At 66.3% G+C, this 21,545-nt stretch carries 21 protein-coding genes and 2 tRNA genes; 6 read left to right on the forward strand and 17 right to left on the reverse strand.

Annotated elements, in window-relative coordinates:
* The first annotated feature begins 149 nt into the window (after positions 1-149).
* Entirely contained in the window at positions 150-851 is a 702-nt protein-coding gene (locus ABL843_RS20540) for a Bax inhibitor-1/YccA family protein (protein WP_126025899.1), read from the forward strand.
* A 45-nt stretch (positions 852-896) separates the two neighbouring features.
* On the opposite strand, the gene rlmD is transcribed toward ABL843_RS20540, so the two are convergent.
* The 5 genes from rlmD to surE are packed head-to-tail and all read right to left on the reverse strand — an operon-like array spanning position 897 to position 5,872.
* The gene (gene rlmD / locus ABL843_RS20545; RefSeq protein WP_418117094.1) at positions 897-2,333 is read right to left on the reverse strand and encodes a 23S rRNA (uracil(1939)-C(5))-methyltransferase RlmD; all 1,437 of its coding nucleotides are present in this window, start codon (positions 2,331-2,333) and stop codon (positions 897-899) included.
* A gap of 31 nt (positions 2,334-2,364) precedes the next feature.
* A complete protein-coding gene (locus ABL843_RS20550) occupies positions 2,365-3,420 on the reverse strand; it encodes a sigma-70 family RNA polymerase sigma factor (RefSeq protein ID WP_418117095.1) in 1,056 nt (351 codons plus the stop codon).
* A gap of 4 nt (positions 3,421-3,424) precedes the next feature.
* The gene (locus ABL843_RS20555; RefSeq protein WP_369661579.1) at positions 3,425-4,327 is read right to left on the reverse strand and encodes a peptidoglycan DD-metalloendopeptidase family protein; all 903 of its coding nucleotides are present in this window, start codon (positions 4,325-4,327) and stop codon (positions 3,425-3,427) included.
* Positions 4,328-4,338: 11 nt separating this feature from the next.
* Entirely contained in the window at positions 4,339-5,112 is a 774-nt protein-coding gene (locus ABL843_RS20560) for a protein-L-isoaspartate(D-aspartate) O-methyltransferase (protein ID WP_369661578.1), read from the reverse strand.
* Between the two features lies 1 nt (position 5,113).
* Positions 5,114-5,872 (reverse strand): 5'/3'-nucleotidase SurE, encoded by a 759-nt coding sequence (gene surE, locus ABL843_RS20565; protein ID WP_126024945.1) that lies wholly within the window; start codon positions 5,870-5,872, stop codon positions 5,114-5,116.
* A gap of 128 nt (positions 5,873-6,000) precedes the next feature.
* Between surE and ABL843_RS20570 the strand changes: the two genes are divergently transcribed.
* Positions 6,001-6,987, forward strand: coding sequence for an NADPH:quinone oxidoreductase family protein (locus ABL843_RS20570; protein WP_418120498.1), 987 nt, complete (start codon positions 6,001-6,003; stop codon positions 6,985-6,987).
* A 94-nt stretch (positions 6,988-7,081) separates the two neighbouring features.
* Here the strand turns inward: ABL843_RS20570 and ABL843_RS20575 are convergent, their stop codons facing one another.
* The 3 genes from ABL843_RS20575 to ABL843_RS20585 form a co-directional block, all read right to left on the reverse strand.
* Positions 7,082-7,429 carry an H-NS family nucleoid-associated regulatory protein gene (locus tag ABL843_RS20575; protein ID WP_418117096.1) on the reverse strand — a complete coding sequence of 116 codons (348 nt, stop codon included), beginning with the start codon at positions 7,427-7,429 and terminating at the stop codon, positions 7,082-7,084.
* A 285-nt stretch (positions 7,430-7,714) separates the two neighbouring features.
* A tRNA-His gene (locus tag ABL843_RS20580) sits at positions 7,715-7,790 on the reverse strand.
* A gap of 77 nt (positions 7,791-7,867) precedes the next feature.
* Entirely contained in the window at positions 7,868-8,668 is an 801-nt protein-coding gene (locus tag ABL843_RS20585) for a YbhB/YbcL family Raf kinase inhibitor-like protein (RefSeq protein WP_418117097.1), read from the reverse strand.
* A gap of 47 nt (positions 8,669-8,715) precedes the next feature.
* Between ABL843_RS20585 and ABL843_RS20590 the strand changes: the two genes are divergently transcribed.
* Positions 8,716-8,964 (forward strand): GlsB/YeaQ/YmgE family stress response membrane protein, encoded by a 249-nt coding sequence (locus ABL843_RS20590; RefSeq protein WP_019655888.1) that lies wholly within the window; start codon positions 8,716-8,718, stop codon positions 8,962-8,964.
* A 50-nt stretch (positions 8,965-9,014) separates the two neighbouring features.
* A complete protein-coding gene (locus ABL843_RS20595; protein ID WP_126472778.1) occupies positions 9,015-9,347 on the forward strand; it encodes a hypothetical protein in 333 nt (110 codons plus the stop codon).
* Between the two features lie 30 nt (positions 9,348-9,377).
* Here the strand turns inward: ABL843_RS20595 and ABL843_RS20600 are convergent, their stop codons facing one another.
* The 6 genes from ABL843_RS20600 to ABL843_RS20625 form a co-directional block, all read right to left on the reverse strand.
* Positions 9,378-10,052 (reverse strand): histidine phosphatase family protein, encoded by a 675-nt coding sequence (locus tag ABL843_RS20600; protein WP_126024942.1) that lies wholly within the window; start codon positions 10,050-10,052, stop codon positions 9,378-9,380.
* Between the two features lie 127 nt (positions 10,053-10,179).
* Complete coding sequence (locus tag ABL843_RS20605; protein WP_418117098.1) at positions 10,180-12,096, reverse strand: SurA N-terminal domain-containing protein; 1,917 nt, start codon at positions 12,094-12,096, stop codon at positions 10,180-10,182.
* A gap of 77 nt (positions 12,097-12,173) precedes the next feature.
* Positions 12,174-12,249 (reverse strand) — tRNA-Val (locus ABL843_RS20610).
* Positions 12,250-12,277: 28 nt separating this feature from the next.
* Positions 12,278-12,550, reverse strand: coding sequence for an HU family DNA-binding protein (locus tag ABL843_RS20615; RefSeq protein ID WP_007830705.1), 273 nt, complete (start codon positions 12,548-12,550; stop codon positions 12,278-12,280).
* A gap of 221 nt (positions 12,551-12,771) precedes the next feature.
* Positions 12,772-13,857, reverse strand: a complete 1,086-nt coding sequence (locus ABL843_RS20620) for a tartrate dehydrogenase (RefSeq protein WP_418117099.1) — start codon at positions 13,855-13,857, stop codon at positions 12,772-12,774.
* Entirely contained in the window at positions 13,854-14,816 is a 963-nt protein-coding gene (locus ABL843_RS20625) for an alpha/beta fold hydrolase (RefSeq protein ID WP_418117101.1), read from the reverse strand. The genes ABL843_RS20620 and ABL843_RS20625 overlap by 4 nt, the downstream gene beginning before the upstream one ends.
* 53 nt (positions 14,817-14,869) lie before the next feature.
* Between ABL843_RS20625 and ABL843_RS20630 the strand changes: the two genes are divergently transcribed.
* Positions 14,870-15,817, forward strand: coding sequence for a LysR substrate-binding domain-containing protein (locus ABL843_RS20630; RefSeq protein ID WP_418117102.1), 948 nt, complete (start codon positions 14,870-14,872; stop codon positions 15,815-15,817).
* Between the two features lie 20 nt (positions 15,818-15,837).
* Here ABL843_RS20630 and ABL843_RS20635 read toward each other — a convergent pair whose 3' ends face one another.
* The 3 genes from ABL843_RS20635 to uvrC are packed head-to-tail and all read right to left on the reverse strand — an operon-like array spanning position 15,838 to position 19,309.
* Positions 15,838-16,728, reverse strand: a complete 891-nt coding sequence (locus tag ABL843_RS20635) for a DMT family transporter (protein ID WP_418117103.1) — start codon at positions 16,726-16,728, stop codon at positions 15,838-15,840.
* A gap of 4 nt (positions 16,729-16,732) precedes the next feature.
* Positions 16,733-17,299: a CDP-diacylglycerol--glycerol-3-phosphate 3-phosphatidyltransferase gene (gene pgsA / locus ABL843_RS20640; protein ID WP_093051202.1), complete on the reverse strand. Its 567-nt coding sequence runs from the start codon at positions 17,297-17,299 to the stop codon at positions 16,733-16,735.
* Between the two features lie 48 nt (positions 17,300-17,347).
* Entirely contained in the window at positions 17,348-19,309 is a 1,962-nt protein-coding gene (gene uvrC, locus ABL843_RS20645) for an excinuclease ABC subunit UvrC (protein WP_126024936.1), read from the reverse strand.
* 144 nt (positions 19,310-19,453) lie between these two features.
* Here uvrC and ABL843_RS20650 point away from each other — a divergent pair, with 144 nt between their 5' ends.
* Positions 19,454-21,538 carry a gamma-glutamyltransferase family protein gene (locus ABL843_RS20650; RefSeq protein ID WP_418117104.1) on the forward strand — a complete coding sequence of 695 codons (2,085 nt, stop codon included), beginning with the start codon at positions 19,454-19,456 and terminating at the stop codon, positions 21,536-21,538.
* The last annotated feature ends 7 nt before the right edge of the window (positions 21,539-21,545 follow it).

The raw sequence follows: 21,545 nt of genomic DNA on the forward strand, positions 1-21,545 counted from the left end.
TGCGTGAAACCCGAGAGCATAACGGCCACGGCGCCAGGGGCGCCTCCAGGGCTTGGGAACACCCCGCATACGGTTTTTCCGGTACCCCCTCTTGCGGCCCCCTAGAATGCGCCCAACTGCGTCATGCAGCAACCACAGGAGCTCCGGCCATGAACGACCGCGTTACCACCCTAGACACTTCTTCCGGCTACGGCCAGCCATTGGCGCAGGCCGAGCGCCAGCGCGTGCTGCGCAATACCTACTGGCTTCTCGCACTGAGCCTGCTGCCCACCGTGCTGGGCGCCTGGGTCGGCGTCAGCACCGGCATCACCCGCTCGCTCACCGGTGGCCTGGGCCTTATCGTCTTCCTCGGCGGTGCCTTCGGCTTCATGTTCGCCATCGAGAAGACCAAGAACTCCGCGGCCGGCGTGCCCGTGCTGCTGGCATTCACGTTCTTCATGGGCCTGATGCTGTCGCGCCTGATCGCGATGGTGCTCGGCTTCAAGAACGGGTCCGAACTCATCATGACGGCATTCGGCGGCACCGCTGGCGTGTTCTTCGTGATGGCCTCGCTGGCCACCGTCATCAAGCGCGACCTGTCGGGCATGGGCAAGTTCCTGTTCGTCGGCGCAATGGTTCTGATGATCGGCGCGATCATCAACGTGTTCGTCGGCTCGACCACCGGCATGCTGGTCATCTCGGTTGCCGCCATCGGCATCTTCTCGGCCTACATGCTCTATGACCTGAAGCAGATCATGGACGGCGGCGAAACCAACTACATCAGCGCCACGCTCGCCCTGTACCTCGACCTGTTCAATGTGTTCCAGAGCCTGCTGGCACTGCTGGGCATCTTCGGCGGCGAGCGCGACTGAGCGACGCACACGCGTCCAACGAAAAGGGCCCCTCTGGGCCCTTTTTCATTCCAACTCGAAAACCGCTATCGACTCCACGTGCGCCGTGTGCGGGAACATGTTGACCACCCCCGCATGGGTGCAGCGATAGCCCGCCTGATGCACCAGCAGCCCCGCATCGCGCGCGAGCGTCGATGGGTTGCAGCTTACGTACACGATGCGCTTCGGCGGCGTCCAGCCGTCGGTGCGCAGCTCGGGCTGCTGATGAAGATCGGCGATGGCCTTGGCCAGCGCGAATGCGCCTTCGCGCGGCGGATCGACCAGCCACTTGTCGGCGCCGCCGTCGGCCACCAGCATCTCCGGCGTCATTTCGAACAGGTTGCGCGCCACGAACGTCGCAGGCGACAACTCGCGGCGAGCCGACGTGGCTGGCTGATTCCTCTTGAAGTTGTCGGTCGCGCGCGCCACCAGCGTGTCGCTGCCTTCGATACCCAGCACCTCGCGCGCCTTGCTGGCCAGCGGCAGGGTGAAGTTGCCGAGGCCGCAGAACCAGTCGATCACGCGCTCGTCAGGCTGAACGTCGAGCAGGCGCAACGCCTTGCCCACCAGCGCCCGGTTGATGTGCGGATTGACCTGCGTGAAATCGGTGGGCTTGAACGGCATCGTCACACCGAACTCCGGCAACCGGTACGCCAGCGGCGTGCCCCCCTCTTCCAGCAGCTTCACGGTGTCCGGCCCCTTGGGCTGCAGCCACCACTGGACGCCTTCGTTCTTCTCCGCAAAGGCCTTCAATCGGTCGATGTCCGCGCGCGAAAGTGGCTCCAGGTGGCGCAACACCAAAGCGATCGTGCCGAGCCGCGTGGAATCGGGCGCGTCGCCGCAGGCCAGCTCGATCTGCGGGCAGGTGTCGCGCGCATCCATCGAGCCGATCAGCTCGCGCAACGGCATCAGCATCTCGCTGACCTGCTTCGGCAGCACCGGGCAAACCTGCATGTCGGCCAGATAGCGGCTCTTGCGCTCGTGGAACCCGATCAGCACCGTGCCCTTCTTGACCACATGGCGCACCGACAGCCGCGCACGATAGCGGTAGTGCCAGGCCGGCCCCTCGAGCGGCCGCAGCAGGTTCTCGGGCTTGACCTTGCCAAGGTGCCAGAGGTTGTCCTCCAGCGCGCGCTGCTTCACTGCCACCTGGGCGGCTGCATCGAGGTGCTGCATCTTGCAGCCGCCGCAGGCACCCGTATGCAGGCCGAAATGCGGGCAGCCCGGGCGCACCCGCTGCGACGATTCGCGGCGGATGGCAGTGACCGTGCCCTGTTCCCAGTTGTTCTTGCGGCGGTGGACGTTGAACCGCACTTCCTCGAACGGCAGCGCGCCTTCGATGAACACGACCATGCCGTCGGCCTTGTGCGCCACGCCCTGCGCATCGAGGTCGAGGGACTCGACCTTCAGCCATTCTTCGCCTGGATTCGCGGGGACTTTCTTTTCTTCGATGGATTCCGTCATCCCCCGATTGTCTCAGCGTGGCCGGATACCCCTAGAACAGCGCGTCGCGCCCCACGCCGGAGCGGGCGAGCTGGCGCCGCATCTTGGCCAGCGCCTCGTTCTGGATCTGCCGCACACGCTCCCGCGTGAGCCCCAGGCGCACGCTCAGCACCTCCAGCGTTTCGGGCTCGCGGTCGTGGAGGCCGTAGCGGCCCTCCAGCACTTCGCGCTCGCGTGCGTCGAGGGCCTGCACCCACTGGTCGAGCAGGCGCTCCACCTCGCGTGTGTGCGCCACGTCGGTCGGGCTGCCCTGCTCGTCCTCGGAGGCCACAGTGTCGGCCAGCGTGAACCCCTCGTCTCCCCGAGCGTCGCCAGCGTCCAGCGAGCGCGGGGCTTCGGACAGCGCCAGCAGCTCGGCCACGGACTGAACATCGCGCCCCAGCAGCGCCGCGATGTCTTCCACCCGAACGCCGTCCGGCCGATGCACGAGAAATTCGGCGTCGCCTTCGAGCGTTCGGCGGGCCTTCAGCACTTGTTGCAGCTCGCGCACCACGTGCACCGGCAGGCGGATCGCGCGCGCCTGCGTCATGACCGCACGCTCCACCGACTGGCGGATCCACCAGGTCGCATAAGTCGAAAAGCGGAAGCCGCGCTCGGGCTCGAACTTGGTGATGGCGTGCATCAGGCCCAGATTGCCCTCCTCGATCAGATCGGACAGCGGCACGCCCCGCCCCAGATAGGCCTTGGCGATGTTGACCACAAGCCGCAGGTTGTGCTCGATCATCGACTGCCGCGCGGCGAAGTCACCGGCACGCGCGGCGCATGCGGTCTGGTATTCCTCGGCAGGCGTGAAGAGCTCGGTGCGGCGCACCTGGCGCAGGTAGATGGTCAGCGCGTCGGCGCCTTCGCCGCCGACCAGCTCACCCACGGCGCCCATGGCGCTGTTCGTCGGCAGCGGAGCGTCTGCAGCCGACGCGTCCACGTCGTCTTCGGGAACGTGCGCACTCTCGCCGGCAGGCTCGGGATGGCCGTTGCCCGAAGGCATGCTGCCCCTGCCCGCCGACCCGCGCACAGGCAACTGCGTGCGGCGGGGGCGGGAGTCAGCCATGGCATCACCGGCTGGGCAGGTAGCGCGAGGGATCGACGGGCTTGCCCTGGCGGCGGATCTCGAAATGCAGCTTCACGCGATCGGCATCGCTGTTGCCCATTTCGGCGATCTTCTGGCCCTTCTGAACCGACTGGTCTTCCTTCACGAGCAGCGTCTGGTTGTGCGCGTAGGCCGTGAGGTAGGTGTTGTTGTGCTTCAGGATGATCAGGTTGCCATAGCCGCGCAGGCCCGCGCCCGCATAGACAACGCGCCCGTCAGCGGCTGCAAGCACCGGATCGCCCGCCTTGCCGGCGATGTCGTAGCCCTTGTTCTTCGCTTCGTCGAAGCCGGCGATCAACGAACCGCTCGCCGGCCAGATCCAGCCCACGTCTTCGTCACCCGAACCGCCGCTGGCGGGGCTGGCCGGCGAAGCCGTGACCGGAGCCGACGGCTTGGTCGCGCCGCTGGACGGCGTGGACGGCACCACCACGGGCTGCGGCGGGACCGGCTTCGTGACCGCGCCTTCGGAAGGCGTTGCGGGCGCGGCCGCGACGGCAGTGCCCGAGCCGGTGGGCGGGATCACACGCAGCACCTGGCCGACTTCGATCAGATCGGGGTTGTCGAGATTGTTCCAGCGGACGATGTCCTGCCAGCGCTGGCCGGTCTCGGCGCCGATGCGGCGGATGGTGTCGCCGGGGCGCACTGCGTAGTAGCCGGGCTTGCCGTAGTTCTCGATGCCGGCAAGCGGCCTGCCATTGGCGTCGGTGGTGATCGGTGGGCCGCCGGGCACAGTCGCGGCTGGCGCGCGCGTCATGGTGCCGCGGTCTTCGACTGGTGCCGGCCCGCGAGGTGTGGAACAGCCCGCGATCACGAGCACAAAGGCCAACGTGACGCCAGCGAACCAACTCCGATTGCCAAAACCCTGCATTTGTTATTCCTTCAAGCGATACCGGATTTTAGGGGGACAAAGTGAACAGCCTCAAGAACGAGGCGCTCCAGTCCACGGGGAGTCTTGTCGATGACGACAAGGGCCTGGCCACCCTTCGCGGAATGCGTTGGCGCCACGATGCGGCCGCCCACCGCCAGCTGCTCGATCCACGCCTCGGGCACGGCCTCGCCACCTGCAGCGGCGATGATGCCGGCATAGGGCGCACCCTTGGCGTAGCCGATCATTCCGTCGCCCAATATCAGGTGGACGGTTGCGAGCCGGAAGGGCCGCAGGTTGGCGCGCGCCCGCTCATGCAAACCGCGCAGGCGCTCGATGCTGTAGACTTCGGTCGCCACATGATTCAGCACTGCAGCCTGGTAGCCGCAGCCAGTGCCGATCTCGAGCACCCTGCCGAGCTTGCCCTCGGGCTTTCCCGCCAGGGCAGGAGCGCCCATGAGCAGTTCGATCATGCGAGCCACCACGTTGGGCTTGGAAATGGTCTGCCCCAGTCCGATGGGCAGGCTGGTGTCCTCATAGGCCTGGTTGACCAGAGCGCTGTCGACGAAGCGGTGGCGCTCCACTGCGCCCATCGCGCGCAACACGCGCGCATCGGAAATGCCCTGCGCCGCGAGCTTCTGCACCATGCGCGCCCGCACGGCGTCGGACGCCATCGAAGGCGTGGACGGCACCACAGGCTTGACCGGCGCGGCGGGCATACGCCCGCGCGTGGCGGCCGAGGCGGTGGGTGTCAGGCGAACAGGAAAACCGGGCCGCTGGGTGGCCATGTCAGTTGCCGAGACGGGCCACCGTCTCGCGCCATTGGCCAAGGTTGGCGTGATCGGTCAGGTCGATCTGCAGCGGCGTCAGCGCGATGTGGCCGGCCGCGGTGGCGTGGAAGTCGGTGCCTTCGCCGCTGTCCTTGGCGCCGCCGGCACCGGCGATCCAGTACATCGTCTCGCCGCGCGGGCTGTCCTGCGTGATCACCTTCTCGGCCGCATGGCGCCTGCCAAGGCGGCAGACCTTGACGGGCTTCAGTTCGTCGAACGGCAGGTTCGGCACGTTCACGTTGAGCAAAAAGGCTCCACCTTCGTGCATGCGCTCGCGCTCGATCTGCTGCACCAGACGCCGCGCCACCTGGCCGGCCGCATCCACGTGGGCCCAGCCCTTCTCGATCTGCGAGAAGGCAATGGCGGGAATGCCGAACAGGTAGGCCTCCATCGCCGCGCCGACGGTGCCCGAATAGATGGTGTCGTCGCCCATGTTGGCGCCGTTGTTGATGCCGGATACCACCAGATCGGGCCGGTAGTCGAGCAGGCCCTTGAGGGCGATGTGCACGCAGTCGGCCGGCGTGCCCGTCACGTAGCGGAAACCGTTGTGCGCCTCGCGCACGTAGAGCGGCGCCGCCAGGGTCAGCGCGTTCGACTTGGCGCTGTTGTTGTGTTCGGGTGCGACAACCTCGACTTCGGCAATGTCCTTGAGCGCGTCGTGCAGAGCGACGATGCCCGGCGCCTGGAAGCCGTCGTCATTGGAAATAAGTATCTTCATGGTGCTTCTGGATGCACCGGATTGTAGGCGTCGGGTGCGTCGCAGCAGGGACAAGCCCGCCCTGCCGCGACCCCTATCATGCCCGCAGTCATTGCCCCAACATTACCTGTCTGAAGGAGACCCCTGGCATGCACGCATGGCTTTGCGAAAACCCCGTCGGCGTCGACGCGCTGACCTGGAAGGAACTGCCCACCCCCACGCCGGGCCCGGGCCAGGTGCTCATCGAGATCAAGGCGGCGAGCCTGAACTTTCCTGATCTGCTGATCGTGCAGAACAAGTACCAGATGAAGCCGTCGCTGCCCTTCGTTCCGGGCTCCGAGTACGCGGGCGTCATCCAGGCGGTGGGCGAAGGCGTCACGCACCTGAAGGTCGGGCAGAACGTGGCGTGCCTCTCCGGCACGGGTGGCTTCGCCACCCACACTCTGGCACCCGCGGCGCTGTGCATGCCGCTGCCCGAGGGCTTCAGCCATGTAGACGCGGCCGCGTTCATCATGATCTACGCCACCTCCTGGCATGCGCTGATGGACCGCGCTCAACTGAAGGCCGGCGAAACCGTGCTGGTGCTCGGCGCTGCCGGCGGCGTGGGCACCGCGGCCATCCAGATCGCGAAGGCCGCCGGCGCCAAGGTGATCGCTGCCGCCTCCACGGACGAGAAATGCGAGCTCTGCCGCTCCATCGGCGCCGACGCAACGATCAACTACACGACGCACGCCCTGCCCAACGGTTTTCGCGATGCCATCAAGGCCGCGACCGACGGCAAAGGGCCGGATGTCATTTACGACCCCGTCGGCGGCGATTTTGCGGAGCCGGCCTTTCGCTCCATCGGATGGCGCGGCCGTTATTTGGTCGTCGGTTTTGCGTCGGGCCCGATTCCGTCTCTGCCATTGAATCTGACGCTGCTGAAAGGCGCCTCGCTGGTCGGCGTGTTCTGGGGCGATTTCGCCAAGCGCGAGCCCAAGGCCAATGCGCAGATGATGGCCGAATTGGCGCAGTGGTACGGCCAGGGAAAGATCAAGCCAGTGATCGACAGCACGATGCCGATGGCCGAATTGAAGGCCGCGTACACCCACATGGGTTCGCGCGGCGTCAAAGGAAAACTGGTGATGGTGAACTGAGCGCACCGCCTTTCTGCGCTTCTTGCGCCCCAATAAAAAAGCCCGCATGAGCGGGCTTTTTTATTGGGCATCTGCCCAGCGAAAACAGGGGCACTTACTTGATCTCGTAATCGGAAAGAGACTTGCCCGCAGCCAACGCCTCGGTCACCCAGCGCGGCTTGCGGCCACGGCCGCCAGACCAGGTTTCGCCGGTCGGGCTGCGGTATTTGGCGGCGGCCTTGGCCGGAGCGGCGCTTGCACCGCGCTTGGCGGAACCAGCAGCGCGGCCGGTCAGTTTCAGATCGGTGGCCGTCAAACCGTATTCGGCGATCTTCCGGCGCACCTCTTCGATCACGCCGGCGCGTTCCTGGTTGCGCAGGTCTTCGGCCTGCTTGCGCAATTGCGCAATCTGCTCGTCGTGCTTCTTGATCTGGGAATTGATATCGGCGAGGGTCGAAGCCATTCTTGGACTCCTGAAATTGAAAACGGGGCGATTTTAATTCAGTTTACATTTGACACAAGTGCCTTAACGAGTGAAAAAACGGCGCCGCATTGCATTAGTGCAACAACTCGCAACATAAAGCGATGGGCGCCGGTGAGCGGCCTATAGCTGGGCAAGAGAGAAAAAGAGGCTTCGGCGCGAAGGGACCGCAGAAGATGCGGGGACCGAAAAAGACAACGCCGGGACAAACCCGGCGTTTTTGTTCCTTTGAATGTGCTATTGCGCAATAGCACAAAGGAGATATTTTGGGGTGGCTGATGGGACTCGAACCCACGACGACCAGAATCACAATCTGGGACTCTACCAGCTGAGCTACAGCCACCACAGAGCCTACGATTGTAGCGTTAAAAATCGCGGTTTTGACGGCGCAATGCACAAAGAGCCCGAAAGAGCAGCATTTCACCCCGCAATCGCCGATCCGCCCGGTGGCACGGCACCCGGAATCCTGATCGATCCATCGGATCTTTCGTGAGTACCGACCAGCAGTCCGCTGGCGACGGCATGTTCGCGCAAGCCGTCGACGACTTCGTCTCTTCCGGGCGTTTCGGAGAACTCGGGACGACTTGCCAACGCAAACAGCTGGAACGCATACCGATGCACTCCATGCCCAGGTGGCGGATCGGGCGGCAGCCAAGCCGCCTGCAAGGCCGAATTGCGTCCGACATGCAGCCCCTCTGCGCCCTCGTTTCCCTGGCTTGGAATCGCTCCTTCTGCCAGAGCCCCACTCTGCGGCTCCAGGTCCACCACGATGGCATGCACCAGCGGATTCGGCGTGGGCGAATCGGCGTCCTCCACGATCAGCAGCAACGATGTCGTGCCCACAGGCAGACCACTCCACTGAAGCGGAGGCGAGACACCTTCTCCATCGGCGGTGCAGCGCTGCGGCAGCGGCGCATGGTCGGCGAACGCCATGCTGGCGAGTTCGATCGATCCCAGTCCCTCGCGCATTCCGAGCGTATTGAAGACGATGTTGTCCAGACCGGCACGCACGCCCTGCAGGGCCTGCCCAATGACTTCGGGTAGTTTTTCCAGCATGCGAACGGTGTACCGCCGCGCCAGTGGCGAATCTGTAGGACGCCGCGCAGCACCTGCGTCACGAAGTCGGGCACAAGTTCTCGGGCGCAGCGCCCGCTGCGCGGCGGCATCGGCCGGCACGCACAGCGCTCCGCTATCATGAATGCGCCCCTTGCGCAGGGGCATGGCTTACGGCCAGTTCCACCACTTCACCACACCAAAGGAATATCTTCATGAGCATCGTCTGGACTATCCTGATCGGGTTCGTCGTGGGTCTTGTGGCGCGGGCAGTCAAGCCGGGCGACGACTCCGCTGGCTTCATCGTCACCACCATCATCGGCATCGCCGGCTCGCTGATCGTCACCTACGTCGGCCAGTCGCTGGGCTGGTACACCGCGGGCCAGGGGGCTGGCTTCATCGCCTCCGTGCTGGGCGCGATCGTGTTGCTCTTCATCTACGGAATGATCAAGCGCAAGAGCTGATCGATAAAGGAAAGAAGGCCGTGCCGCCTCGTGCGCACGGCCGCCCAGCGATGCCCCGCAAAGCGCGCGCCAAGCATCATGTGTATGTGGTCGAGCTGGACGACCGCGTATGGAACAACGGCCGCTTCAGGCGCGCCAACCCCGACTACCAGCTCGGCAAACCCTTCGTCTACGTCGGCATGACCGGCCTGGACCCGGACATCCGTTTCGACAAGCACAAGGCCGGCATCCAGGCCAACAGCTTCGTGCAGGAGTTCGGCCTGCACCTGCTGCCCGCGCTCTACGAGCGCTACAACCCCATGACCTACGAGGACGCCCGGCTGATGGAAGTCGACCTCGGCATCGCGCTGCGCAAGGCCGGCTACGGCGTCTGGCAGGCCTGAGGCTCAGCCTGGCAATCAGGCGCCAGCTCTTCAGGAGTAGGTGACCCAGTCCTCATACGCCGGCCCATCCAGATGCGGCAGCGTGTTGTACGTGACGAGCATGTGCCGCTTCGGCGTGAAGGCGAACTCCGTCACCGAGGTATTGCGGATGCGCAGGTTGAGCTCGATCGTCGTCTCCGCGCTCGTGCCCAGCACATGACCCACCGCCGTGCTGATCGGCCCACCGCTCGACACCACCAGCACCTTCGCGCCGTGGTGCCTGTCGCGCACGTGGTCGAGCGCCGTCGTCACACCCGCGAGAAAGTCGACATAGCTCGGCATGCCTACCGGCGAAGTCCTGCCCTGCATCCAGGCGCCCAGGCCTTCGCGCAGCAGACGGAAGTGATGGCGGTACATCTCGGGCGTATCGGGCTTCTGCAGCTTGCCTTCGTGGATGGTGGCGATGACCGCCTCGCTGTCGTATTCGTTGAGGCCGGGCCACGGCAGCACGTCGTCGCGCTCCAGGCCGAGCCCCTTGGCGATGCCTTCCCAGGTCTGGCGATGGCGCCTGAGCGTGCCCGTGATGACGGCATCGAATTTCATGCCGCGCTCGCGCCAGTATTCGCCGAGGCGAACAGCCTGCCGATGCCCGAGTTCGCTCAGGTTGTCATAGTCGGCAGCGCCGAAGCTGGCCTGCCCGTGGCGCACGAGGTAGAGGGTTCCCATGGGCGGAATTCTGGCAAGAAGCGAAGGTGTGGGTTGTCCCTCGTGCGACCTGTTCGCGCGGCGAAGAAAAAGGCCCGAGCCATTGGCCCGGGCCTTGTCTGCTCGTTCGCGGGGAGCGAAGCGCGTATCAGCGGCCCGCTGCAACCGGCAGCGTATCCGCCGGCTTCGGCACCAGGATCTCCGCCTTGAAGCGGTCCTTCAGCAGGTTGTAATAGGCAGCGTCTTCAGCGGCGGCCACGGACTGGCCGACCTGCGCCTGCTCCTGCTTCGCGAGCTCGGCCGGCGGCGGCGTGCGCGGAACCACCTTGGTCACGCGCACCACCGTGTAGCCCTGCGCGCCCAGGTCCACGCCAACGAGCACGGGCAGCTTGGAGGCGTCGGCACGCAACGCGGCGTCGATGACCGGCAGCGGCTGCGATTGCGCATCGCGGCGCGACACCGTCACGGGCGCGCCGAAGGTCGCGCCATCGGCCTTCGCAGTCCACGCGGCGAGCTTCGCTTCGCCTTCGGCCTTGGCCAGCACGGCGGCGCGCTCGGAGACGAGCTGCGCGCGGATCTTGTCCTTCACGTCAGCCAGCGGCACCGGATGCGCCGCCGTGTACTTCGTCACGCGGCCCGACGCGAGCTGGCTCGGGCCGACTTCGATCGCCTCGGTGTTCTGCTTGCGCTCGAGCGAGTCGGCAGCGAACAGCGCGCTCAGGAAGTTGCGGTTCGCCAGCGGGCCGTTGGTGCCCGGCGCGGGCGTTCGCGCGACATTGTCGGCCGTGCGGATCGTGAGCTTCAGCTTCTCGGCCGCCGGCTTGAGGCTGTCGGGCGTCTGGTAGACCGCGTCGGTGAAGGTCTCGGCGGCCTTCGCGAATTCCTGCGTGGCCTGCTGCGAGCGCATGTCGTTCTCGATGGTCGCGCGCACCTGCTCGAAGGGCGGGATCACTGCCGGCTTGATGTCGGTCAGGTGGATGATGTGATAGCCGAATTCCGTTTCGACCACGCCGCTGATCTCGCCCTTCTTGAGCGCGAACATCGCGTCTTCGAAAGGCTTGACCATCGCGCCCTTCGTCACGAAGTCGAGATCGCCGCCCTTCTCCGCCGAACCCGGGTCCTGCGAATTCTTGCGCGCCACTTCGGCGAAGGTGTTGGGAGCCTTCTTCACTTCGGCCAGCAGTTGCTCGGCCTTCGCCTTGGCCTTCTCGCGGTCGGCAGCGGATGCGCTGGCCGGCGCGGTGATCAGGATGTGGCTCGCGCGGCGCTCTTCCTTCGTGCCGAAGCGCGAAGCGTTCTGCTCGTAGTAGGTCTTGAGATCCGCCTCGTTCACGACGACGTTCTTCTTGGCCGCGTCGAGATCGAGCACCAGGTACTCGATGCTGGCCTGCTCGGGCGCCTGGAACTGCGCCGTGTGATCCTTGTAGTAGGTCTCGATGTCGGCATCGCTCACCGTCACCTTCGAGGCGAAGGCATCGGGCGCGAAGCGGGCGACCTGGATCTCGCGAGTGTCGTAGAAGGCGTTGATGGTGGTCGCGGCCAGCGCGGGCGGCGTGAAGGCCGTGGCCGAGATGCCCAGCAACACCTGCTGCGTCGCCATGTCGGCGCGCACGGAGGCTTCGTATTGCTCGGGCGTGCGGCCGGTCACGCGCTGGAAGCTTTCGCGGTCGAACTTGCCGTCGGGCGTGCGGAAGGTGGCGAGGCCCGGGTCCTGCGCGAAGATGCGCGAGAGGCGCTCTTCGGACACCGTCATGTTGGCCTTGGCCGCCGCAGCAGCCAGCACGCGGTCGCGCACCATGCGCTCCAGCGTGGCATAGCGCATGGCGTCGGACTCGAGGAGCGTCGGGTCGACGTTGGGCGACTGCTGGCGGATGCGGTCCGTCTCGACGCGGTGCTGCTGATCCCACTCGGGCTTGGTGATGTCGTGCCCTTCGATGCGCGCGACCTTCTCGTCGCGACCGAAGCCCTGATAGCGCTCGACGCCGAACAACACGAACGACGGAATGATCAGCAAGAACAAGATGATCATCACGATCTTGTTGTACTTGCGGAAGGTATCAAACATGCTTGAACACTCTTTTTCGACAGCAGTCGGACGGCAATAAAAAAGGCGAACTTGTGGTTCGCCTTTGCATCGGGTGGTGGTGGGTGCTGAGGGGCTCGAACCCCCGACCTACGCCTTGTAAGGGCGCCGCTCTACCAACTGAGCTAAGCACCCCACCGGAAAACTCTCCGAGTCTAACGCCTCAGTTCAGCGCGTCTTTCAGCGCCTTGCCGGGACGGAACTTCGGGATCTTGGCGGCCTTGATTTTAATCGCGTCGCCGGTGCGGGGATTTCGGCCGGTGCGGGCCGCGCGTTTGCCTACTGCGAAAGTGCCGAAACCGACGAGCGAAACGGAACCGCCCTTCTTGAGCGTGGTACGAATGGCGCCGATGGTGGATTCGAGCGCGCGGGTCGCTGCGGCTTTGGAAATGTCGGCGTTCTTTGCGATGTGCTCAATCAGTTCGGTCTTGTTCACAAGGGCCCCTTGTAGAAGAAAAAGTTGGTCGGCTTTCGTCAGCTGCGACCTGGCCGCAAACGGTGCGACACAAGAACCTGGCAGGCCTGACGCCTCGGCAGCGCGCTGCCAGCGAGGATTACAACCACTGGTCTGCAGGGTGTCAATAAGACGCGAGGCCATGCAGAGCAGCGGAGCGCGCGATTTTAGGGGCGTTTCGTGAAGTCCTTTTTCAAAGGCTCTCAAAGCGCATCGGCAATGGCCTTGCCCAGGTCGGCGGTGCTGGCAGTGCCACCGATGTCGGGGGTGCGCGGTGCTCCGCTTTGGGGCGCGAGCACCTTCTCGATGGTCGACAGGATGGCGTCGTGCGCCTGCTTGTGGCCCAGGAATTCCAGCATCATCGCGCCGCACCAGATCTGCCCGATCGGGTTGGCGATGCCCTTGCCGGCGATGTCCGGCGCCGAGCCGTGCACCGGTTCGAACAGCGACGGCATGGTGCGGTCGGGGTTGAGGTTGGCGCTCGGCGCGATGCCGATGGTGCCGGTGCAGGCCGGCCCGAGGTCGGACAGGATGTCGCCGAACAGGTTGCTCGCCACCACCACGTCGAAGAAGTCGGGCCGCTGCACGAAATGCGCGGTGAGGATGTCGATGTGGAACTTGTCGAGCTTGATGCCGGGGTAGTTCCTGCCCATCTCGGCCACGCGCTCGTCCCAGTAGGGCATGGTGATCGAGATGCCGTTCGACTTGGTGGCGCTGGTCAGGTGCTTCTTGGGCCGAGACTGCGCGAGCTCGAACGCGAACTTCAGCACCCGGTCGACGCCCACGCGCGACATCACCGTCTCCTGCACCACGATCTCGCGCGGCGTGCCCTGGTACATGCGCCCGCCGATGCTGGAGTATTCGCCCTCGGTGTTCTCGCGCACGATGTACATGTCGATCTCGCCGGGCTCGCGCGGCGTGCCGTCGCGGCGCACCACCGGCGCGACGATGCCGGGCATCAGGCGCGCCGGACGCAGGTTGATGTACTGGTCGAACTCGCGGCGGAACATCAGCAGCGAGCCCCAGAGCGACACGTGGTCCGGAATCTTCTCGGGCCAGCCCACCGCGCCGAAGAAGATGGCGTCGTGGCCGCCGATCTGGTCCTTCCAGTTGTCTGGCAGCATCCGGCCATGCTTCTCGTAGTAGTCCCAGCTCGAGAAGTCGAAGTGGTCGAACTTCAGGTCGATGCCGAATTTGCGCGCCGCAGCATCGAGCACGCGCAGCCCTTCGGGCATGGTTTCCTTGCCGATGCCGTCGCCGGCGATGACTGCGATTCTGTGGGTGCTCATGGAGTGTCTCCTGCGTGTGCGTGTTGCGAAGATGGAAGAAGAGGAAAGAAGGCCAGGGCCTCGGCGAGCAGCTCGTCCGGGGCCTCCTCGGGAACATAGTGGCCGCAAGGCAGGGCCAAGCCTGACACATCGGCGGCGCGCTCGCGCCACAGCGCCAGTACGTCGAAGGCCTTGCCGACCGCGCCGTGCTCACCCCACAGCACGCGCAAGGGCTGCCTCAGCTGCAGCCCGGCGGCGATGTCGGCCCGGTCGTGCACGAGATCGATGGTGGCGGAGGCGCGATAGTCCTCGCAGATGGATTCGGCGGTGCCGGCAATGGCGGCGCAGCGCTCGTATTCGGCCAGCACTTGCGGCGCGAAGGGCGCGAGGCCGGCGTGCCGACCGCCCATCACACTGCGCACGTAGCGCACCGGGTCGGATGCGATCAGCGCCTCGGGCAGCGGCGGCGGCTGGATCAGGAAGAACCAGTGCCAGTAGGCCTTGGCGAATGCTTCCGAGGTCCGCTCGTACATGGCGAGCGTGGGCGCGATGTCGAGCAGCAGCATGCGCTCGACCGCCTCGGGATGGTCCATCGCAAGCCGGTGCGCAACGCGAGCACCGCGGTCGTGCGCCAGGACGCCGAAGCGCTCGAAGCCGTGGTGCCGCATGGCCGCGAGCGCGTCGAGCGCCATCTCGCGCTTGCTGTAGACCGCATGCTCGGCATCCGCCGCCGGCCGGCCCGAATCGCCATAGCCGCGCAGGTCGACCGCCACCACCGTGAACCGCTCGGCCAGCGCCGGCGCCACGCGGTGCCAGATCGCATGCGTCTGCGGATGGCCGTGGAGCAGCAGCAAGGGAGCCCCCTGCCCCCCGGTGCGTCCGTGAATGCGCACGCCGTTGCGCTCGATATCGAAAGTGGGGAAGGAAAGAAAGGAAGTGGCCGTCACGGCGACGATTGTGCGTTGCGCCCCTCCTGCCATCAAGCAACAATCGGCCAATTCATACTTTCCGATCTGGCATGAATCAACCTTCGATGGAACGAAGCGACCTGGCGCTTGTGCTCGCGATCCGCGACCAGGGCAGCCTCGCGGGCGCGGCTGCCACGCTCGACGTGGTGCCATCCGTCGTCACCAAGCGGCTGGGCGCGCTGGAGGCTCGCCTGGGCCAGCGCCTGTTCGAGCGCACCACGCGGCGCCTCAGCGCCACGGCCGAGGGCGAGGCCATCTGCCTGCATGCGCGGGCCCTGCTCGAAGGGTTCGCCGCGCTGGAGAGCGAGCTTGGCGAACGGCAGAACGAGCTGACCGGCACGCTCCGGCTGGCTGCCACCTTCGGCTTCGGCAGGCTCTGGCTGGGCCCGGCGCTGGCCGCCTTCCAGGCGCGGCATCCGGCGCTGCAGATAGAGCTGGTGCTCACCGAGCAACTGCCCGATCTCGGCGCCGAGGGCTACGACGGCGCGGTGTGGCTCTGGGCCGTGCAGCAGCGCCACGCTGCCGACTGGGTCTCGCGGCGCATCGCGCGCAACCAGCGCGTGCTGGCCGCCTCGCCCGACTACCTGAAGCGCCGCGGCACGCCCGCCACCATCGAGGCGCTGTCCTCGCACGACTGCCTGGTCGCCCGCGAGAACGGCGACGCCGGCGGCCAGCGCCAGCACGCGGTCTGGAGCCTGCGCCACGCGCGCGACGGCAGCACTGCGCGCGTGCGCGTGCAGGGGCCGCTGGCCAGCAATTCGGGCGAGATGGTGCGCGACTGGTGCATGGCCGGGCACGGCATCATGCTGCGCAGCCTATGGGACATCGCACCGCAGCTCGCGAGCGGCGAGCTCGTGCGCCTGCTGCCGCAGTACGCGATGGCGGAGGCCGACATCCACTGGATCGCGCCCTGGCGGCCGAAGACACCGCGCCGCGTGCGCCTGCTGGTCGATCACATCGTCGAGCAGTTCCGCAGCGAGCCCTGGAAGCCGGGCAAGGCCGAATCACGCTAGATATAAGAAAGGAAGGCAGCTCAGCGGCTGCCGCTTCGCACCACGAGGCTCACCCCCACGGCGGTAAGCCCGATGCCCAGCACCGTCACCAGCGTGATCGGCTCGGCGAACAGCAGCCACGCCATCACTGCCGTACAGGGCGGCACCAGATAGAGCAGGCTGGTGACGGCGGTGGCCGTTCCACGCTGGATCAGCATGTAGAGCAGCGAGCTGCCACCCAGCGACAGCGCCAGCACCGACCAGGCCATCGCGCCGCCGGAATGCAGGTTCCACTGGATGCTGTCCGTCTCCAGCGCCGCGAACGGCAGGGTGACGAGCACGGCAGCCGCCATCTGCACGGCGCTCGCGCTGCGCACGTCGCAGGGCGCGACGAAGCGCTTCTGGTATAGCGTGCCCGCGGTGATCGACAGCAGCGCCATCAGCGCGAGCGACATCGTCTCCACGCTGACCTCGCCGCCCTGCCCCAGCTTGCGCAGCACAACCAGTACCAGGCCGGCGAAGCCCAATCCCAGCCCGACCCACTGGCGCCCCGTGATTCGCCCGCCGGTGAAGGAGAGCCACACGGCCGTCAGCACCGGCTGGATGCCGACCAGCAGCGCCACCAGCCCCGCGCCCATGCCTTCGCGCACTGCGGCCCAGACGCCGCCGAGATAGCCCGCCTGCATCAGGATGCCGGTGACGGCCAGATGCGCCCACTGGGCCCGCTGCTTCGGCCATTCGACCCGCGCCAGCGCGACCCACGCGGCGAAGCAGGCCAGCGACAGCGCGAAGCGCACGGCGAGGAACTTGAGGGGTGGCGCATACGGCATGCCGTAGCGCGCGACGATGAAACCCGTGCTCCAGATCAGCACGAAGACCGCGGGCATCGCCCGCAGCCAGCCCGCGCCGCGGGCCGGGGTTGCCGATGTCATTTGATTATTTGGTTCGGGCCCGGATTTCCGGAATGGCCTTCTGCAGGTAATACACCATCGACCAGATGGTGAGCACGGCCGAGATCCAGATCAGCCACTGGCCCCAGACGCCGGTGTCGATCACCTTGAACAGGCGCCCGTCATAGAGCAGGAAGGGAATGGCGATCATCTGCACTGTCGTCTTGACCTTGCCGATCATGTGCACCGCCACGCTCTTGCTGGCGCCGATCTGCGCCATCCATTCGCGCAGCGCCGAGATGGCGATCTCGCGGCCGATGATGATGAGCGCCACGAACACGTCGGCCCGGTTCAGGTGCACCAGCACCAGGAGCGACGCGCACACCAGGAACTTGTCGGCCACCGGATCGAGAAAGGCCCCGAAGGCCGAGGTCTGGTTGAGCCGGCGGGCCAGGAAGCCGTCGAGCCAGTCGGTGGCGGCGAAGACGATGAACATGACCGTGGCGATCAGGTTGCGCATCGGCTCGGCCATCGGCAGGTAGAACACACCGACGATCAAAGGGATCGCGACGATGCGCGTCCAGGTCATGATGGTCGGCAGGGTCCAGAACATCGCTTGATTGTGTCATGGCCGCGCCACCCCCTCGCGGGGGTCAGGCGCTCAATGCAACGCCTTGTAGATTTCTTCCGCCAGGTCGGAGGCGATGCCCTCGACCGAGGCGATGTCCTCGATACTCGCCGCCGCCACGCCCCGGATGCCGCCGAAGCGCTGCAGCAGGCGCGCGCGCCGCTTCGGCCCTATGCCAGGGATGTCTTCGAGCTGGCTGCCGCCGACGCGCACCTTCGCGCGCTTGGCCCGCATGCCGGTGATGGCGAAGCGGTGCGCCTCGTCGCGGATCTGGGCCACCAGCATCAGCGCGGCCGAGTCCTTGCCGAGGTAGACCTTCTCGCGGCCGTCGGCGAACACCAGCTCTTCAAGGCCTACCTTGCGGCCCTCGCCCTTCTCGACCCCCACGATCAGCGACAGCGGCAGGCCCAGTTCGCCGAACACCTCGCGCGCCATCGACACCTGCCCCTTGCCGCCGTCGACCAGCACCAGGTCGGGCATGCGGGCGGTGCGCGGCTTGGGCGGCGCCTCGCTGCCGTCGCTTTCGGCATCGCCCGGAGGCAGGGCGTCGGTCTCGGCGGCCATGGCCTCGGCCAGCTTGCCATAGCGGCGGTGCAGCACCTGGCGCATGGCGGCGTAGTCGTCGCCGGGCGTGATGCCCTCGATGTTGTAGCGGCGGTACTCCTTGTTCTGCATGGCGTGGTGCTCGAACACCACGCAGGAGGCCTGCGTCGCCTCGCCCGCGGTGTGCGAGATGTCGAAGCATTCGACGCGGAAGTTGTCGAGGTCGTCCGAAGCCAGCTCCAGCGCGTCGGCCAGCGCGCGCGTGCGCGCCTGCTGCGAGCCCTCTTCGGCCAGCAGCCGGGCCAGCTGAAGCTTGGCGTTGGTCTCGGCCATTTCCAGCCAGTGGCGGCGCTGCTCGCGCGGCTGGAACACCGCCGTCACGCGCGAGCCGGCCTGCTGCGAGATGGCCTCGATCAGCTCCCGGCTCACCTGCTCGCTCAGCACCAGCGTGGCAGGCACGGGCACGTCGATGTAGTGCTGGGCGATGAAGGCCTCCAGCACCTGCACCTCGACCGGATCCGCGACGGCGGGCGGCGCGCCCTCTTCGTCGTCGAGCTCGCCGTGATGGATCTGCGCCGCGTCTTCCACGTGCACCGGGAAGTACGGCCGGTCGCCAAGATGCCGCCCGCCGCGCACCATCGCGAGGTTCACGCAGGCCTTTCCGCCCTGCACCTTCACCGCGAGGATGTCGACGTCCTTGTCGGATGCGATCTCGATGGACTGCTGGTGCAGCACGCGCGAGATGGCCGACATCTGGTTGCGCAGATCGGCCGCCTGCTCGAATTCGAGCTTCTCGGCATGCGCCGTCATGCGCTGCTCGAGCTTGGAGAGCACGAGCTGCGTGTCACCCATCAGGAAGGCTTCGGCGCTGGCCACGTCCTGCGCATAGGCCTCGGGGCCGATGTGGCCCACGCAGGGCCCGCTGCAGCGCTTGATCTGGTACAGCAGGCAGGGCCGCGTGCGGTTGGCGTACACCGTGTCCTCGCAGGTGCGCAGGCGGAACACCTTCTGCAGCAGCTGGATGGATTCCTTCACCGCCCATGCGCTCGGATACGGCCCGAAATAGCGGTGCTTCTTGTCGACCGCGCCGCGGTAGTAGGCCAGCCGCGGAAACTGGTGCGAGGCGATCTTCAGGTAGGGGTAGCTCTTGTCGTCGCGAAACAGGATGTTGTAGCGCGGCTTGAGCGTCTTGATGAGATTGTTCTCGAGCAGCAGCGCCTCGGCCTCGGAGCGCACCACCGTGGTTTCCATGCGCACGATCTTCGAGATCATGTGCCCGATGCGCGTGCCGCCGTGGTTCTTCTGGAAGTAATTGGCGACCCGCTTCTTCAGGTTGCGCGCCTTGCCCACGTAGAGCACCGCCCCGGCCGCGTCGAAATAGCGGTACACGCCGGGCAGTTGCGGCAGGGCCGCGACTTCGCTGAGCAGTTGTTCGGAATGCACGTCTGACATGGCGGCTATTGTGGCGCGCGCCATGCGGCCCCGGCGGCCGCCTGCGCGCAAACCCCGACACCGACTGGAACGGAATGTGCTGAAGATAGGGCACGGGCGCGAGGAGCGCCCGTGGTTTTCACACATACCTACTCGGGAAATCTCATGACTCAAAACAACAACAGACGCGCCGTCTGGTGCGCGCTCACGCCCGTCGCTCTCTCGCTGAGCCTGGCGGCCTGCGGGGGCGGCTCCAACAACAACGATGCGCAGAACACGGCGGCCGCCCTCGCGGTCATCGCCGCGATCAACGCAGCGAACCAACCGGCTCCGGCCGCACCTGATAACGGCTGCCTCATCCCAAGCGGCAGCTCGTCCGTGGTGGTCGGCTCCGGCGACGCCGGCGACCCCGCAGCCCCCGAGCCTGCATCGGGCTACGTGCCCGGGCACAAGCTGGTCTACGCCAAGAACTACATGGTGGTCGCGAACCATCCGCTGGCCACCCGCGCAGGCTGCGACGTGCTGAAGGCCGGCGGCAGCGCCGTCGACGCGGCGGTAGCCGTCCAGGCGGTACTGGGCCTGGTCGAACCGCAGTCCAGCGGCCTGGGCGGCGGCGCCTTCATGCTGCACTATGACGCGGCGACGAAGAAGGTACAGGCCTACGATGGCCGCGAGACCGCACCGGCTGCCGCCAACGAGAACTACCTGCGCTACATCGACCCGACCGGCGCCGACACAACCCCGCCCAAGCCCGGCGGCGCGCGTGCCAGCGGGCGCTCCATCGGCACGCCGGGCGCGGTGCGCATGCTCGACATCGCCTACCAGGACCACGGCAAGCTGCCGTGGAAAGACCTCTTCAGCTACGGCATCACGCTGGCATCGGACGGTTTCCAGATCGGTGGACGCATGGCCGCTGCCATCTCGTCGTCGGCCACCAGCCTCAAGCGCGACGCCGAGGCCACGGCCTACTTCTTCAACGCCGACGGGTCACCGAAGACGCTGGGCACGAAGCTGCAGAACCCGGCCTATGCGAAGACGCTGAACGCCATCGCCACGCAAGGCGCCAACGCCTTCTATACGGGCAGCATCGCGCAAGGCATGGTCGACAAGATCGGCATCACGACCGCCGCGAACGACGGCTCGGCCATCACGCCCGGCATGACCACCATGGCCGACCTGGCCAACTACAAGGCCAAGCGGCGCGACCCGGTCTGCGGTACCTATCGCGATTACTACGTGTGCAGCATGTCGCCGCCGTCATCGGGCGGCATCGCGGTGGTGGCCAGCCTGGGCATCCTCGAGACTTTCAACATGAGCCTGTACAAGCCGACGGCCATCGACATCGAAGGCGGCAAGCCGACCGTGATGGGCGTGCATCTGGTGAGCGAGGCCGAGCGCCTGGCCTATGCCGACCGCGACAAGTACGTGGCCGACACCGACTTCGTGCCGCTGCCGGGTAACTCGGTCGACACCATGATCAACAAGCCCTACCTGCAGAGCCGCGCCAGCCTCATCAGCCTGTCTAAGAGCATGGGCCTCGCGCAGGCCGGCAACCTGGGCTCGGTTCCGCTGGGCATCGACAAGACCGAGGAACACGGCACCACGCACTTCACCATCGTGGACAAGAATGGCAACGTGGTCGTGATGACTACCACGGTGGAAAGCACGCTGGGCTCGTTCCACATGACGCAGGGCTTCATGCTGAACAACCAGCTCACCGACTTCTCGGCCAACCCCGACGACACCAGCGTGACTCCGAGCGTCAAGGTCGCCAACCGCGTCGCCCCCGGCAAGCGTCCGCGCAGCACGATGGCTCCCACGCTTGTGTTCAGGAAGAACGCCGACGGCAGCATGGGCGAGTTCGTCATGGGCACCGGCTCGCCAGGCGGCGGCACGATCATCCAGTACGTCGTGAAGACACTGGTGGGCGCGCTCGACTGGGGCCTCGATGCGCAACAGGCCACGTCGCTGGTCGACTTCGGCGCCACCAACTCTCCCGCCAGCGCCGGTACCAGCTACAGCGCCACCAACGTGGGCGGCGAGCATCCCAACGTGAACACCGGCAACAACGGCAACGACGACCCGCTGATCGTGGGACTGCGTGCCCTGGGTCACACGGTGAACTTCGGCGCCCAGTCCAGCGGTGTCAGCACCGTCATCCGCACGAACGTCGGCGGCAAGACGGTGCTGACCGGCGGCGCCGACCCGCGGCGCGAAGGCATCGTGCTGGGCGACACCTTCACGCCCTGAACGGGCC

This window comes from Variovorax sp. 350MFTsu5.1 (genome assembly GCF_048302515.1).
GTDB classification, from domain to species: domain Bacteria; phylum Pseudomonadota; class Gammaproteobacteria; order Burkholderiales; family Burkholderiaceae_C; genus Variovorax; species Variovorax guangxiensis.

Excerpts from the sequence above, each read along its gene's own strand:
- ABL843_RS20540 (WP_126025899.1), top strand. The coding sequence starts at position 150 with ATGAACGACCGCGTTACCACCCTAGACACTTCTTCCGGCTACGGCCAG.
- rlmD (WP_418117094.1), bottom strand. The coding sequence starts at position 2,333 with ATGACGGAATCCATCGAAGAAAAGAAAGTCCCCGCGAATCCAGGCGAA.
- ABL843_RS20550 (WP_418117095.1), bottom strand. The coding sequence starts at position 3,420 with ATGGCTGACTCCCGCCCCCGCCGCACGCAGTTGCCTGTGCGCGGGTCG.
- ABL843_RS20555 (WP_369661579.1), bottom strand. The coding sequence starts at position 4,327 with ATGCAGGGTTTTGGCAATCGGAGTTGGTTCGCTGGCGTCACGTTGGCC.
- ABL843_RS20560 (WP_369661578.1), bottom strand. The coding sequence starts at position 5,112 with ATGGCCACCCAGCGGCCCGGTTTTCCTGTTCGCCTGACACCCACCGCC.
- surE (WP_126024945.1), bottom strand. The coding sequence starts at position 5,872 with ATGAAGATACTTATTTCCAATGACGACGGCTTCCAGGCGCCGGGCATC.
- ABL843_RS20570 (WP_418120498.1), top strand. The coding sequence starts at position 6,001 with ATGCACGCATGGCTTTGCGAAAACCCCGTCGGCGTCGACGCGCTGACC.
- ABL843_RS20575 (WP_418117096.1), bottom strand. The coding sequence starts at position 7,429 with ATGGCTTCGACCCTCGCCGATATCAATTCCCAGATCAAGAAGCACGAC.
- ABL843_RS20585 (WP_418117097.1), bottom strand. The coding sequence starts at position 8,668 with ATGCCCCTGCGCAAGGGGCGCATTCATGATAGCGGAGCGCTGTGCGTG.
- ABL843_RS20590 (WP_019655888.1), top strand. The coding sequence starts at position 8,716 with ATGAGCATCGTCTGGACTATCCTGATCGGGTTCGTCGTGGGTCTTGTG.
- ABL843_RS20595 (WP_126472778.1), top strand. The coding sequence starts at position 9,015 with ATGCCCCGCAAAGCGCGCGCCAAGCATCATGTGTATGTGGTCGAGCTG.
- ABL843_RS20600 (WP_126024942.1), bottom strand. The coding sequence starts at position 10,052 with ATGGGAACCCTCTACCTCGTGCGCCACGGGCAGGCCAGCTTCGGCGCT.
- ABL843_RS20605 (WP_418117098.1), bottom strand. The coding sequence starts at position 12,096 with ATGTTTGATACCTTCCGCAAGTACAACAAGATCGTGATGATCATCTTG.
- ABL843_RS20620 (WP_418117099.1), bottom strand. The coding sequence starts at position 13,857 with ATGAGCACCCACAGAATCGCAGTCATCGCCGGCGACGGCATCGGCAAG.
- ABL843_RS20625 (WP_418117101.1), bottom strand. The coding sequence starts at position 14,816 with ATGGCAGGAGGGGCGCAACGCACAATCGTCGCCGTGACGGCCACTTCC.
- ABL843_RS20630 (WP_418117102.1), top strand. The coding sequence starts at position 14,870 with ATGGAACGAAGCGACCTGGCGCTTGTGCTCGCGATCCGCGACCAGGGC.
- ABL843_RS20635 (WP_418117103.1), bottom strand. The coding sequence starts at position 16,728 with ATGACATCGGCAACCCCGGCCCGCGGCGCGGGCTGGCTGCGGGCGATG.
- pgsA (WP_093051202.1), bottom strand. The coding sequence starts at position 17,299 with ATGTTCTGGACCCTGCCGACCATCATGACCTGGACGCGCATCGTCGCG.
- uvrC (WP_126024936.1), bottom strand. The coding sequence starts at position 19,309 with ATGTCAGACGTGCATTCCGAACAACTGCTCAGCGAAGTCGCGGCCCTG.
- ABL843_RS20650 (WP_418117104.1), top strand. The coding sequence starts at position 19,454 with ATGACTCAAAACAACAACAGACGCGCCGTCTGGTGCGCGCTCACGCCC.